Annotated in this window: 1 protein-coding gene; it reads left to right on the top strand. The window is 74.1% G+C overall.

The genetic code is table 11. From position 1 onward, the window contains the following. Positions 1-18: 18 nt before the first annotated feature. On the top strand, positions 19-15,750 hold the full coding sequence (locus AB5J51_RS12115) for a type I polyketide synthase (RefSeq protein WP_369777702.1): 15,732 nt from the start codon (positions 19-21) through the stop codon (positions 15,748-15,750). Positions 15,751-15,752 lie beyond the last annotated feature (2 nt).

Raw genomic sequence — 15,752 nt, 5'->3', positions numbered from 1 at the left:
GAAAGGAATTGCGGCGCAGTGCGCACCGAACTCATCAAGCCACTTCCCGTCGCACTCCTTGAGAACGCGACCCGTTTCCCCCGCAAGGTGGCCTTCGCGGACGACCGCCGAGCGGTCACCTACGCCGATCTGGAGGCGCGGACGCGCCGGCTCGCCGGACACCTGGCGGGCCTGGGCGTCCGGCGCGGGGACCGGGTGGCCATCTGCCTCGGCAACTCGGTGGCCACCGTGGAGAGTTACCTCGCCGTCGTCCGGGTCGCCGGCGTCGGGGTGCCGCTCAACCCGGCCTCGGCCCTGGCCGAGCTGGAGTACCTGCTGGCCGACAGCGGGGCCACGGTGGTCATCACCGATTCCGTGCAGGCGCAGAGGCTGCGGCGCTCGTCGGCCGTGGCGCCCGGGATCACGCTGCTGGTGACCGGCGACGTCCCGGCGGGGGCCGGAGCCCACTCGTACGACGCACTCGCCGTCCGCGAGCCGGCCGTGCCCGCCCGGGACGACCTCGGCCTCGACGAAGTGGCCTGGATGTTCTACACCTCCGGGACGACCGGCCGGCCCAAGGGCGTCCTGTCGACGCAGCGCAACTGCCTGTGGTCCGTGGCCTCTTGCTACGTGCCGATTCCGGGACTGACGGACCAGGACCGGGTGCTCTGGCCGCTCCCGCTGTTCCACAGCCTCTCGCACATCGCGTGCGTCCTGTCCGTCACCGTGGTCGGCGCCACGGCCCGGATCATGGACGGCAGTTCCGCGGAGGACGTGATCGGGGCCCTGCACGAGGACGACTCGACGTTCCTGGCCGGGGTTCCCACCACGTACCACCACCTGGTGAGGGCCGCCCAGGAGAATGGTTTCTCCGCACCCGGCCTGCGGATCGGGCTCGTCGGCGGAGCGGTCACCGGATCCCGGCTGCGCCGCGACTTCGAGGAGATCTTCGGGGTCCCGCTGGTCGACGCCTACGGCAGCACCGAGACGTGCGGGGCCATCACCATCAACCCGCCGGACGGCGCCCGGGTCGACGGCTCCTGCGGCCTGCCCGTGCCGGGCGTCGGCGTCCGCATCGTCAACCCAGACACCGGGCTCGACGTCCCCGTCGGGCAGGAGGGGGAGGTGTGGGTCAGCGGACCGAACGTCATGGTCGGCTACCACAACAGCCCTGAGGCGACCGCCGCGGCGATGCAGGACGGCTGGTACCGGACCGGAGACCTGGCCCGGCGGGACGAGGCCGGCTACTTCAGCATCTGCGGCCGGATCAAGGAACTCGTCATCCGCGGCGGGGAGAACATCCACCCCGAGGAGATCGAGGCGGTCCTGCGCACCGTCGAGGGTGTCGCCGACGCGGCGGTGGCCGGCGTACCGCACGAGACGCTCGGGGAGGTCCCGGTCGCGTACGTGGTCCCCGGCCCCGCCGGCTTCGACGCCGCGACGCTGATCGACCGGTGCCGCGAGCAGCTCTCCGCCTACAAGGTGCCGGAGCAGGTCCACGAGGTCGACGCCATCCCCCGGACCGCATCGGGCAAGATCAAGCGCCGCATGCTGGCCGATCAGCCGAGCCGGCTGCGGTACGAGGCGATCGGACACCACGACGCGCCGGTGGGCAGCCGGCCCGACGCGACCGTCGTGGCAGCCCTGCGGGACCGGCTGTCCGGTCTGGAGGAACGCGCGCAGCTGGCGCTGCTCGAAGACCTGGTCCGTACGCAGGCCGCCGTCGTGCTGCAGCAGCCGGGTCCGGATTCCATCCCGTCCGACCGGGCTTTCCGCGACCTGGGCTTCACCTCGATGGCCATCGTCGCCCTGCGCAACCGGCTGGTGGAGAGCACCGGGCTGGCGCTGCCCACCACCGTCGTCTTCGACCACCCCACTCCGGTCGCGCTGGCGGGCTGCATACGGGCCGAGGTCCTCGGGATCACCGGGCCGGTGAGCGAGGCGGTCATGGCGGCCGACCCCGATCAACCGCTCGCGATCGTGGGGATGGCGTGCCGTCTGCCGGGTGGCGTGGCGGGGCCGGAGGACCTGTGGCGCCTGGTGTCCGAAGGCCGGGACGCCCTGTCCGCCTTCCCCGAGGACCGGGGCTGGGACCTGGACGGCCTCTTCGACCCGGACCCCGGCCGCACGGGTACCTCGTACACGGACCAGGGCGGGTTCCTGCACGAGGCGGGGCTCTTCGACGCGGGGTTCTTCGGGATCTCGCCGCGTGAGGCGCTGGCGATGGACCCGCAGCAGCGGCTGCTGCTGGAGACCTCGTGGGAGGCGCTGGAGCGGGCGGGCATCGACCCCGTCGCGCTGAAGGGCAGCGACGTCGGGGTGTTCTCCGGGCTGTTCGGCCAGGGGTACGGGACCGGCGCCGCCGCGGTGGCACCGGAGATGGAAGGCTTCGCGACCACGGGTTCGGCGACGAGCGTGGCCTCGGGCCGCGTGTCGTACGTGCTCGGCCTCGAGGGTCCTGCGGTCACGGTGGACACGGCCTGTTCCTCGTCCCTGGTGGCGATGCACCTGGCGGCGCAGGCGCTGCGGCAGGGCGAGTGCTCGATGGCGCTCGCCGGCGGTGTGTCGGTCATGGCGACGCCCGACCACTTCGTGGAGTTCTCCCGGCAGCGGGCCCTGGCCGCCGACGGCCGGTGCAAGGCGTTCGCCTCGGCGGCCGACGGCACGGGCTGGGCCGAGGGCGTCGGTGTGGTGGTGCTGGAGCGGCTGTCGGTGGCGCGTGAGCGCGGCCACCGGGTGCTGGCGGTACTGCGCGGCAGCGCGGTCAACCAGGACGGCGCGTCGAACGGTCTGACCGCGCCGAACGGGCTCTCGCAGCAGCGGGTGATCCGCAAGGCCCTGGCCGGCGCCGGGCTGGTCTCGGCGGACGTGGACGTGGTGGAGGCCCACGGGACCGGTACGGCCCTGGGCGACCCGATCGAGGCGCAGGCCCTGCTGGCCACGTACGGCCAGGGCCGTGACGCGGAACAGCCGCTGTGGCTGGGCTCGCTGAAGTCGAACATCGGTCACACGCAGGCGGCTGCCGGTGTGGCCGGTGTGATCAAGATGGTGCAGGCGCTGCGCCACGGGGTCATGCCGGCCACCCTGCACGTGGACGCACCCACCCCCCAGGTGGACTGGTCCTCGGGTGCGGTGGAGCTGCTGACCGAGGCCCGGGAGTGGCCGCGCAGCGGCCGGCCGCGCCGGGCCGGTGTGTCCTCGTTCGGCGTCAGCGGGACGAATGCGCACCTGATCCTGGAAGAGGCGCCCGCGGACGAGGCGCAGGAGGAGCCGCTGCCGGCTGCGGCTGCGGGTGTGGTGCCGTTGGTGGTGTCGGCGCGGAGCGCCGCCTCGCTCGCGGGCCAGGCCGGGCGGCTGGCGTCGTTCGTCGAGGGCGCCGGTGAGGTGTCGCTGGCGGAGGTGGCCGGGGCGCTGGCCTCGGGTCGTGCGGTGCACGGCGACCGCGCGGTGGTGGTCGCGGGTTCGCACGATGAGGCGCTGGCCGGTCTGCAGGCGCTGGCGCGCGGTGAGAGCGCGCCCGGTGTGGTGGCCGGTTCGGGTACGCCGGGCAAGGTCGTGTGGGTGTTCCCGGGCCAGGGCGCGCAGTGGGTGGGCATGGGCCGTGAACTCCTCGACTCCTCGCCGGTGTTCGCCGAGCGGATCGCCGAGTGCACTGCCGCACTCGAGCCGTGGGTGGACTGGTCGCTGACCGAGGTGCTGCGCGGCGAGACCGAGCCCGAGTTCCTGGACCGGGTCGACGTACTGCAGCCGGCGAGCTTCGCGGTGATGGTCGCTCTGGCCGCCGTGTGGTCGTCGGTGGGCCTGGAGCCGGACGTCGTGCTCGGCCACTCGCAGGGCGAGATCGCCGCCGCGTGCGTGGCAGGCGCGCTGTCGCTGGAGGACGCGGCGCGCGTGGTGGCGCTCCGCAGCCAGGCGATTGCCGAGGAGCTGGCCGGGCTGGGCGGTATGGCCTCGGTCGCGCTGAGCGCGGACGAGGCGCTCGTACGGCTTGAGCCGTGGGCGGACCGTGTCGAGGTCGCCGCGGTCAACGGGCCGACCTCCGTGGTCATTGCCGGTGATGCCGAGGCGCTGGACGAGGCCCTCGAAGCGCTGTCCGACGCGGGCATCCGGGTGCGCCGGGTCGCGGTGGACTACGCCTCGCACACCCGGCACGTGGAGGCCATCCGCGACACGCTGGCCGAAACGCTGGCCGGGATCGACGCGCAGGCGCCGAAGGTGCCCTTCTATTCCACGGTGACCGGCACGTGGGTGGAGGACGCCGACGTCCTGGACGGTGCGTACTGGTACCGCAACCTTCGGGGTCAGGTGGGCTTCGGTCCGGCCGTGGCCGATCTGCTCACCCAGGGCCACGGGGTGTTCGTCGAGGTCAGTGCCCACCCGGTGCTGGTCCAGCCGATCACCGAGGCCATCGATACGGCCGACATCGGCACCGACGTGGTGGTGACCGGCTCGCTGCGCCGCGAAGACGGCGGTCTGCGACGGCTGTTCGCCTCGATGGCCGAGCTGTTCGTCCGCGGCGTCGCGCTGGACTGGGCCGCGGTTCTTCCCGCCCGGGCGGCGTCCGCCCGCATCGACCTGCCGACGTACGCCTTCGACCACCAGCACTACTGGCTCCGGACGGCCGCTTCGGCGACCGACGCCGCCTCGCTGGGACTCGCCGGGGGCGGTCACCCGCTGCTCGGCGCGGTCGTGGGCATGCCGAACTCGGCCGGCCTCATGGCCACGTCGAGCTGGTCGCTCCGGTCGCAGCCCTGGCTCGTGGACCACCAGGTGTCCGATGCCGTCGTGGTACCGAACGCCGCCCTGGTCGAGCTGTCCATCCGGCTCGGCGACCTGGCCGGCACCCCCGTACTGGACGTACTGACCGTCGATGCGCCGGTCGTGCTGCCGCACCGGGGCAGCCGCAGCATCCAGGTGATCGTCGGCGAGCCCGACGAGGCGGGACGGCGGCCGGTGGAGATCTTCTCCCGCGCCGCGGACGCCCCGCTGGACGCGCAGTGGACGCGGCACGCGCACGGCGCGCTGGCCCCCGCCGGCGCCACCGCGACCCCCGCGAGCGACGGACCCGTCACCGAAGTCGCCCTGGACGGCGCCGCTCTCCGCGACGCGGGCCGGTACGGGGTGCACCCCGCGCTGCTGGACGCCGCCGTCCGTACGGTCGTCCCCGAAGGCATGCTCCCGTCCGTGTGGACCGGGGTGTCCCTGCTGGCTTCCGGCGCCGCCGAACTGCAGGTGCGTCCGGGCGGGACGTCGGCGGAGGGGACCGGTCTGCAGCTGACCGACCCCACGGGGCAGCCCGTCATGACCGTCGGGGCGGTGCGCGGGACTCCGTTCCCCCCCGAACAGGCGGGGATCGCCGGCGCGTTGCCGCACGACGCCCTGTTCCGCGTCGAGTGGACGGAATGTGCGCTTCCCGCCCAGGACCGCGCCCTCGGCATCCTGACCGTCGCGACCGGCGAGGACGTCGCCGCCTCGGCCCGGTCGGCCGCGTCGGTCCCCGACGTCCTGCTGTACGAGGCCAAGGCCGTGAGCGCGGCGGCCGACCCCCGCGCCTCGGTCAACGCGGCGCTGGCCGTACTCCAGGCCTGGCTCGCGGAACCCGCCCTGGCGGAAACCCGGCTGGCCGTGGTCACCGGGGACTGCGCCGAACCGGCCGCGGCCGCGGTGTGGGGTCTGGTCCGCTCGGCGCAGTCGGAGCATCCGGACCGGATCGTCCTCGCGGACCTCGACGACGCCTCCCGGTCCGCTCTGGCGGCCGTCGTACTGAGCGGCGAACCGCAGCTGAGGCTGCGGGAGGGCGTGGCGCAGGTGCCCCGGCTGGTCCGCGTGCCCCTCTCGCAGGACGGGTCGCCGGCCGGAGCCGGACGGCACCCGCGGCCGCTCGACACCGAGGGCACCGTACTGATCACCGGCGGCACCGGGACGCTGGGTGCGATGACCGCACGGCACCTGGTCACCGCGTACGGCATCCGTCATCTGGTCCTGGCCGGCCGCCGGGGCCATGCCCCGGAGCTCCACGACGAGCTGACCGCGCTGGGCGCGTCCGTCACCATCGCCGCCTGCGACACGGCGGACCGGGCCCAGCTCGAGGCCCTCCTGCGGGCGATACCGGCCGAGCACCCGCTCACCGCCGTCGTGCACTCGGCCGGCGTCCTGGACGACGGGGTGCTCACCGAGCTGACCCCGGACCGCGTCGACACCGTGCTGCGGCCCAAGGCGGACGCGGCGCTCCACCTGCACGAGCTCACCCGGGACCTGGACCTCGCCGCGTTCGTGCTGTTCTCCTCGGCGGCGGGCGTGCTGGGCAACCCCGGGCAGGCCAACTACGCCGCGGCCAACGCCTACCTGGACGCACTGGCGCACCGGCGCCGCGGCCTCGGTCTGCCGGCCGTCTCCCTTGCCTGGGGCTACTGGGCGACGGTCAGCGGCATGACCGAGCACCTGGGCGCCGCAGACCTGCGCCGCAACCGGCGCATCGGCATGAGCGGGCTCTCCGCGAGCGAGGGAATGGCCCTGCTCGACGCCGCCCTGGGCGCCGGCGCGGGCACCGCCGACACGCTGGTGGCGGCGAAGTTCGACGTGTCCGCCCTGCGGGCGGCCGCGGCCGAGGCTCCGGTCCCGCCGCTGCTGCGGGGGCTGGCCCCGTCGCCGCGACCGGCGGCCCGGGCCGCCGCTCCGTCGGGGCCCGAGTCGCTGAGGGAGCGCCTCGCGGGTCTGGGCGATGCCGAGCAGACCGAGGCCCTGCTCGAACTGGTCCGGCGGCATGCCGCCGAGGTGCTCGGGCACACCACTGCCGATGCCGTCCACGCGACCCGGACCTTCAAGGAGGCCGGATTCGACTCGCTGACCGCGGTGGAGCTGCGCAACCGGCTCGCGATGGCGACCGGGCTGACCCTCTCCCCGGCGATGATCTTCGACTATCCGAAGCCGACGGCGCTCGCCGAGCGCCTGCGCGCCAAGCTCTTCGGCGGTGCGCCGCACCGTCCGGCCGAGCCCGGGGCGCCCGCCGGGACCACCGACGAACCGATCGCGATCGTGGCGATGGCCTGCCGCTTCCCGGCCGGCGTGCACAGTCCGGAGGACCTCTGGCGGGTCGTGGCCGACGGCGTCGACGTCGTCAGCGAGTTCCCCGGGGACCGCGGCTGGGACACCGAGCGGGTCTTCAACGCCGATCCCGACCACGCCGGCACCACGTACGTACGCCACGGCGCGTTCCTCGACGACGCCGCAGGCTTCGACGCCGCGTTCTTCGGCATCTCGCCGAACGAGGCGCTGGCGATGGACCCGCAGCAGCGCCTGCTGCTCGAAACGTCATGGGAGGCCTTCGAGCGGGCCGCGATCGACCCGACCACGCTGGCCGGGGAGGACGTCGGCGTCTTCGTCGGGGTCAACAGCCACGACTACAGCGTGCGGATGCACCAGGCGTCCGGTGTCGAGGGATTCCGCCTCACCGGCGGTTCGGGCAGCGTCACCTCCGGCCGCATCGCCTACCACTTCGGCTTCGAGGGCCCCGCCCTCACGGTCGACACGGCGTGCTCCTCCTCCCTCGTGGCGCTGCACCTGGCGGCGCAGGCGCTGAACCGGGGCGAGTGCTCCATGGCGCTGGCCGGCGGTGTGATGGTGATGGGCACCGTGGAGACCTTCGTCGAGTTCTCCCGGCAGCGCGGACTGGCTCCCGACGGCCGCTGCAAGGCTTTCGCCGACGGTGCGGACGGCACCGGCTGGTCCGAGGGCGCGGGGCTGCTGCTCGTGGAGCGGCTGTCGGACGCCCGTCGCCGGGGCCACCAGGTGCTGGCCGTGGTCCGCGGGTCCGCGGTGAACCAGGACGGCGCCTCGAACGGTCTGACGGCCCCGAACGGCCCGGCGCAGCAGCGGGTGATCCGCAAGGCGCTCGCCCATGCCGGTCTCGGCACCTCGGACGTGGACGCCGTGGAGGCGCACGGCACGGGCACGACGCTCGGCGACCCGATCGAGGCGGACGCGCTCCTGGCGACCTACGGCCAGGACCGGCAGGCCGACCGGCCGCTGTGGCTCGGGTCCGTGAAGTCGAACATCGGGCACACCCAGGGGGCGGCAGGCGTCGCAGGCGTGATCAAGATGGTCATGGCCATGCGGCACGGCGTCCTCCCGAAGACGCTGCACGTGGACCGTCCGTCGTCCCACGTCGACTGGTCCGCGGGCGCCGTGGAACTGCTGACCGAGGCCCGCGACTGGCCGCGCAGCGGCCGGCCCCGCCGAGCCGGCGTGTCCTCCTTCGGCATCGGCGGCACCAACGCGCACGTCGTCATCGAGGAGGCGCCCGACCAGCCGCCGGCTCCCGCGCCGGAGCCCGGACCGGAGCCGACCGGCGTCCTGGTACCGGTGCCCGTCTCGGCGCGGACGCCGGCCGGACTGCGCGGCCAGGCCGACCGGCTCGCCCGGTTCTTCGACGCGCGGCCCGACGTACGCCTGACCGATGCCGCCCACGCGCTCGCCACCACGCGTGCCCAGCTCGACCACCGGGCCGTCGTCCTGGCGTCCGACAGGGAACGGCTCGCCGCCGACCTGAGCGCCTTCGGGCGGGGCGAAGTGAGCCACGCCGTCGTCTCCGGCACTCCGGCCACGGGCAAACTGGCCGTCCTCTTCACGGGGCAGGGCAGCCAGTGGGCCGGCATGGGCCGCGAACTCGCGCAGACCTACCCGGTCTTCCGCGAGGCCTTCGCCGCCGCCTGCGCCGCCGTGGAAGAGCACCTGCACGAGCACGCGGCGCGCCCGCTGCGCGACGTGGTGTTCGCCGCGCCGGGTTCGCCCGACAGCGAACTGCTCGACCAGACCATGTACACACAGGGCGCCCTGTTCGCCCTGGAGACCGCGCTGTTCCGGCTCTTCGAGTCCTGGGGGGTGCGACCGGACCTCGTCGCGGGCCACTCGATCGGAGAGATCACCGCCGCGCACGTCTCCGGAGTCCTCGGGCTCGCCGAAGCGGGCCGGCTGATCGCCGCCCGCGGCCGGTTGATGCAGTCCCTGCCCGAGGGCGGCGCGATGGTCGCCGTCCAGGCGACCGAGGCCGACGTCGCCCCCGTGCTGGCCCGGGCCCGCGGTGTGGTCTGCGTCGCGGCGGTGAACAGCCCCGACTCGCTGGTGCTCTCCGGCGCCGAGGACGCCGTGCTCGCCGCCGCCGACGAACTGGCCGGCCGCGGCCACAAGACGCGCAGGCTGCCGGTCAGCCACGCCTTCCACTCTCCGCTCATGGAGCCCGTGCTCGACGAGTTCCGCACGGTCCTGGAGAGCCTGTCGTTCCGGCCGGGCACGCTTCCCGTCGTCTCCACACTGACCGGCGAACCCGTCCGGGAGGGGCAGCTCTGCACCCCCGGGTACTGGGTCGACGAGGCGCGGAACGCGGTGCGGTTCAGCGACGCCGTCATCGCGCTGAGCGACCTCGGAGCGACGACGTTCCTCGAACTGGGCCCCGGAGGGATCCTCGCCGCGATGGCGCTCGGCTCGCTCGGCGACCGGGAGCAGAGCTGCATCGCCACCCTGCGCAAGGACGGGGCGGAGCCCGCCGGCGTCCTGACGGCCCTCGCGGAACTGCACGTACGCGGTGTGGCCGTGGACTGGGAGGCCGTTCTGGGCCGGCCCGCCACGCAGGCCGGGGCCGACCTGCCCACGTACGCCTTCCAGCACCAGCGGTACTGGGTCGAAGCCGACGAGACCGCCAAGGGCGGCGCGGAAGCCCTCGGCACCGCCGGCGCCGGGCACCCGCTGCTCGGCACCGTCATCGAGATGCCGGGCGACGACGGCGGGAGCGGGGTCGTCCTGACCGGGCGGCTGTCGCCGCGCAGCCGCGGCCGGCTCCCCGGCGCGGCGGCGACGGACGGCGCCCTCAAGGTTCCGGCCGCCGCGCTCCTGGAGATGATCCTCAGGGCCGGCAACGAGGTGGACTGCGGAAGCCTCGAAGAGGTCGTCGTCGAGGCGCCGTTGACGGTGCCGGAGCACGGTCACACCCAGGTGCGGGTGTCGGTCGCCGGCCCGGGCCCCGACGGGCGCCGCCGCGTCGCCGTCCACGGCCGGCCCCTCGACCCCGAGCAAGGTCCCTGGACGTGCCATGCACGCGCCGTACTGGTCCCGGGAATGCCGCAGCCGACGTTCGACCTGCGGGGCTGGCCGCTGCCGGCAGACGGCGACGCGCTCCTCCCGGGGGCGCACCGCGTGTGGCAGCAGGACGGGCAGACCCTCGCCGAGATCGCCCTTCCGGCCGAACTGGCCGACGAGGCCGCCGAGTTCACTCTGCACCCGGTGCTCCTCGACACCGCACTGAGCGTCCTGGACCCCCGTGGCACCGCGGACCTGTCCGTCTGCGCCGGCCTGGCCGTGTACGCGGAAGGCGCCGCCTCGCTGCGGCTGCGGATCACACCTGCACCGGACGGCCGCCCTCTGCTGGAGCTCGCGGACCCGGCCGGTGAACCGGTGGCGGTCCTCGGCCCGCTGACCCTGACCGCCCCGCCCGCAGAGGGCGCCGGCGTACCGGTCACGACGGAGGCACCGGGCGCCGGCGCTGCCGAGGCACAGACGCCTTCCGTCGCCCTCACCCGGCGCGTGGTGTCGCGCAGCGAAGGCGCCGGCGATGCGATCGCCGGCCGACTGGCCGGACTGCCGGCCGCGGAGCAGCAGCGCGTGGTGATGGACCTGGTCCGGCAGAGCACCGCGTTCGTCCTCGGCCACCGCACGTCGGAGGGGCTCGATGAGGAGCAGTCCTTCAAGAGCCTCGGATTCGACTCCCTCAGCGCGGTCAAGCTCTGCAACCGCCTGCGCGACCTCACCGGGGTGGACCTGCCCAGCACGCTGGTCTTCGACTACCCGACGCTCACCCTCCTCGCCGCCCACCTGCGCGGCGAACTGCTCGGCGAGCAGGCGGCGGTGCCCGCCCCGGCCACGGCGGCGCCCTCCGCCTCCGACGAGCCGATCGCGATCGTCGCCATGAGCACCCGGCTGCCGGGCGGGGCGGACAGTCCCGAGGAGCTGTGGAAGCTCGTGATGGAGCAGCGGGACGCGGTGTCCGGCTTCCCGCTCGACCGCGGCTGGGACCTCGAGGGGCTGTACCACCCGGACCCGGCCCACCCGGGGACGAGCTACACCCGCTCGGGCGGATTCCTCCACGAGGCCGCGCAGTTCGACGCCGGGCTCTTCGGGATCTCCCCGCGTGAGGCGCTGGCGATGGACCCGCAGCAGCGGCTGCTGCTGGAGACCTCCTGGGAGGCGCTGGAGCGGGCGGGCATCGACCCGCACTCCGCCAAGGGCAGTGACATCGGCGTCTTCACCGGAATCGTCCACCACGACTACGTGACCCGGCTCCGCCAGGTGCCCGAGGACGTCCAGGGCTACCTCATGACCGGCACGGCGGCGAGCGTGGCCTCGGGCCGCGTGTCGTACGTGTTCGGCTTCGAGGGTCCTGCGGTCACGGTGGACACGGCGTGCTCGTCCTCGCTGGTGGCCATCCACCTGGCGGCGCAGTCGCTGCGGCAGGGCGAGTGCTCGATGGCGCTCGCCGGCGGCGCGACGGTCATGGCCAGTCCGGACGCCTTCATGGAGTTCTCGCGCCAGCGCGGCCTGTCCGCCGACGGGCGGTGCAAGGCGTTCTCTTCGGCGGCCGACGGCACCGGCTGGGCCGAGGGCGTCGGTGTGGTCGTACTGGAACGGCTGTCGGTGGCGCAGGAGCGCGGCCACCGGGTGCTGGCGGTACTGCGCGGCAGCGCGGTCAACCAGGACGGCGCGTCCAACGGCCTGACCGCGCCGAACGGTCCCTCGCAGCAGCGGGTGATCCGCAGGGCGCTGGACACGGCGGGACTGACTCCGGCGGACGTCGACATCGTCGAGGCCCACGGGACCGGTACGGCCCTGGGCGACCCGATCGAGGCCCAGGCCCTGCTGGCGACGTACGGGCGGGACCGGGATCCGCAGCAGCCGCTGTGGCTGGGTTCGCTGAAGTCGAACATCGGCCATGCGCAGGCCGCCGCGGGCGTGGCCGGTGTGATCAAGATGGTCATGGCCATGCAGCACGGCGTCATGCCCGCCACGCTCCATGTGGACGAACCCACCCCGCAGGTGGACTGGTCCGCGGGTGCGGTGGAGCTGCTGACCGACGCCCGGGAGTGGACCCGTAACGGCCGTCCGCGCCGGGCCGCGGTCTCCTCGTTCGGGGCCAGCGGGACGAATGCGCACCTGATCCTGGAGGAGGCGCCCGCGCAGGAGCCGCAGGAGCCGCAGGAGCCGCCGGCCTCCGCAGGTGTGGTGCCGTTGGTGGTGTCCGCGCGCAGTGCCGGTTCGCTCGCCGGCCAGGCAGGGCGGCTGGCGGCGTTCGTCGAGGGCGCCGACGGTGTGCCGCTGCCGGAAGTGGCCGGGGCGCTGCTGTCCGGCCGCGCGGTGCTGGGCGAGCGTGCGGTCGTGGTGGCCGGCTCGGACGAGGAGGCGCTCGCTGGACTGCAGGCGCTGGCTCGGGGCGAGAGCGCCCCCGGTCTGGTATGCGGCAGTGCCGGTTCGGGCAAGCCGGGCAAGGTCGTGTGGGTGTTCCCGGGCCAGGGCTCGCAGTGGGTGGGCATGGGCCGGGAGTTGCTCGACTCCTCGCCGGTCTTCGCCGAGCGGATCGCGGAATGTGCTGCCGCTCTGGAGCCGTGGATCGACTGGTCGCTCATCGAGGTGCTGCGGGGCGAGACCGAGCCCGGGCTCATGGAGCGGGTCGACGTGTTGCAGCCGGCCAGCTTCGCCGTGATGGTGGGCCTGGCGGCCGTGTGGAGCTCCGCAGGAGTGGAGCCGGGCGCCGTGCTCGGTCACTCCCAGGGCGAGATCGCCGCAGCCTGTGTCGCGGGGGCCCTGTCGCTGGACGACGCGGCCCGCGTGGTGGCGTTGCGCAGCCAGGTCATCGCGAAGGAGCTGGCCGGACGCGGCGGTATGGCCTCGGTCGCGCTGAGCGCCGACGACGCCGTGGCGCGGCTGGAGCCGTGGGCGGACCGGGTCGAGGTCGCGGCGGTCAACGGGCCGACCTCCGTGGTCATCGCCGGTGACGCCGAGGCGCTGGACGAGGTGCTGGAGACGCTGTCGGGCCAGGGCGTCCGGGTGCGCCGGGTCGCGGTGGACTACGCCTCGCACACCCGGCACGTGGAGGACGTTCGCGACACGCTCGCCGAGGCCCTGGCCGGGATCGACGCGCAGGCCCCGAAGGTGCCGTTCTACTCCACCGCGACCGGCGGCTGGGTGGCGGACGCCGGCGTCCTGGACGGCGGGTACTGGTACCGCAACCTGCGCGGCCAGGTGGGCTTCGGCCCGGCCGTGGCCGAGCTGATGGGTCAGGGCCACGGGGTGTTCGTGGAGGTCAGCGCCCACCCGGTGCTGGTCCAGCCGATCACCGAGACCGCTGACGACACCGGGACCGATGCGCTGGTGACGGGTTCGCTGCGCCGCGAGGACGGGGGCCCGCGACGGCTGCTGGCCTCGATGGCCGAACTGTTCGTCCGCGGCGTGGCCGTGGACTGGACCGGTGTCCTGCCTGCCGGGTCCGGGTCCGTACGCGTGGACCTGCCGACGTACGCCTTCGAGCACCAGCACTACTGGCTCCACGAGGCGGAGGCGGCCGCCGACGCCGCCGAGACGGCCGAAGGCGCCGACTCCGACTTCTGGGCCGCGGTCGAACGAGCCGATCTGGACTCCCTCGGCGAGCTGCTGGAGATGGCGTCGACCGACCAGCGCAGCGCCCTGGACACCGTCGTCCCCGTACTGGCGGAATGGCGGGGGAAGCGCCGCGAGAGGTCGACGGCCGAGAAGCTGCGCTACCACGTCACCTGGCAGCCGCTCGAACGCGAAGCGGCCGGCGTACCCGGGGGCCGCTGGCTGGTCGTCGTACCGGCCGCACGTCCCGACGGCAGTGCGACCGACGCCCTCCTGGACGAGCTGACGGGTCTCGGACTCGGCACCGTCCTGCTGGAGATCGGGGAGCCCGACCGTACGCGGGAACGGCTCGCCGAGCTGCTGACCGGCGTCCTGGCCGCACACGACCTGACCGGCGTGCTGTCCCTGCTGGCCCTGGACGAGCGGACGGGCAGCGGCCTGCAGGACCCGACCGCGGTCACGGCGTCCACGCTCGCGCTGATCCAGGCCCTGGGGGACAACAACGCCACCCAGCCGCTGTGGTGCCTGACCCGGGGCGCGGTGAACATCGGCATCCACGACACGCTCACCTCGCCGGTGCAGGCGTCGCTGTGGGGCCTCGGCCGCGCCGCTGGGCTGGAACGGCTCGACCGGTGGGGCGGTCTGGTCGACCTGCCCGCCGTGAGCGACCCGCGTACGGCCCGGCATCTGCTCGGAGTGCTGAACTCGGCCGCCGACGAGGACCAGCTCGCGGTCCGGCGGTCGGGCGTGTACACCCGGCGCCTGGTGCGAAAGCCCGTCCCGGAGTCCACCGGCGACGCCGGCTGGCAGCCCCGGGGCACAGCCTTGGTGACCGGCGGCGCCGAGGGGCTGGGCAAGCACGTCGCGGTCTGGCTCGCGCAGGCCGGCGTCGACCGGCTCATCGTCACCACGACCGCGCAGGCACCCGACGGGAGCGTGTCGGACCTGCGGGCCGAACTGGCCGGGCTGGGCGTCACCACCACGGTGGAGTCGTGCGAGGACTCCGACCGGGACGCGATGGCGCAGCTGGTCTCCGAGGCGGCCGCGGAGCAGCCGGTCACGGCCGTGGTGCACGCCGCCGACGTCACGCAGACCAGTTCGGTCGACGACACCGACCTCGCCGACCTCGCCGGGGTGTTCGCGGCCAAGGTGGACACCGCCCTCTGGCTGGACGGGCTGTTCGAGGACACCCCGCTCGACGCGTTCGTCGTCTTCTCCTCGATCGCGGGCGTGTGGGGCGGCGGCGGCCAGGGTCCGTCCGGAGCGGCCAACGCCGTCCTCGACGCCCTGATCGAGTGGCGCCGCGCCCGTGGACTGAGGGCGACGTCGATCGCCTGGGGAGCCCTCGACCAGATCGGCGTGGGCATGGACGAGGCAGCCCTCGCCCAGCTCCGGCGCCGTGGCGTCCTTCCCGTGGCCCCTCAGCTGGCGGTCACCGCGATGGTGCAGGCGGTCCAGGGCAACGAGAAGTTCGTGGCGGTGGCCGACATGGACTGGGGGGCGTTCATCCCCGCGTTCACCTCGGTCCGCACCAGCCCCCTGTTCGCCGACCTGCCCGAGGCGAAGAAGGCCCTCCAGGCCCTGCAGGGCGACGGCGAGAACAGCGACGCCGCCACGTCCCTCGCGGACTCCCTGCGGGCGGTCTCGGACACCGAGCAGGACCGCATCCTGCTCCGGCTGGTCCGCGGCCACGCCTCGACGGTCCTCGGCCACAGCGGCGCGGAGGGCATCGGCCCGCGGCAGGCGTTCCAGGAGGTCGGCTTCGACTCGCTGGCCGCCGTCAACCTCCGCAACAGCCTGAACGCGGCCACCGGACTGCGCCTGCCCGCAACGCTGATCTTCGACTACCCCACCCCGGAAGCGCTGGTCGGATACCTGCGCTCCGAACTCCTCCGGGAGACCGACGACGGCCTGGACGAGCGGGAGGACGAGCTCAGGCAGGTCCTGGCGTCCGTGCCGTTCGCCCGGTTCAAGGAAGCCGGGGTGCTGGACACCCTCCTCGGCCTCGCCGAGGCCGACACGGACGCGGACGCGCCGGAAGTGGAGCCGTCGGCGGCCGCCGCCGACGTGGAACTGATCGACGCCATGGACGTTGCCGATCTGGTGCAGCGGGCCCTGGGCAAGACGAGCTGATC

It is taken from the genome of Streptomyces sp. R33, assembly GCF_041200175.1.
GTDB lineage: Bacteria > Actinomycetota > Actinomycetes > Streptomycetales > Streptomycetaceae > Streptomyces > Streptomyces katrae_B.
The sequence above is the reverse complement of the archived record's forward strand: the minus strand, read 5'-3'. Positions and strand labels throughout refer to the sequence as shown.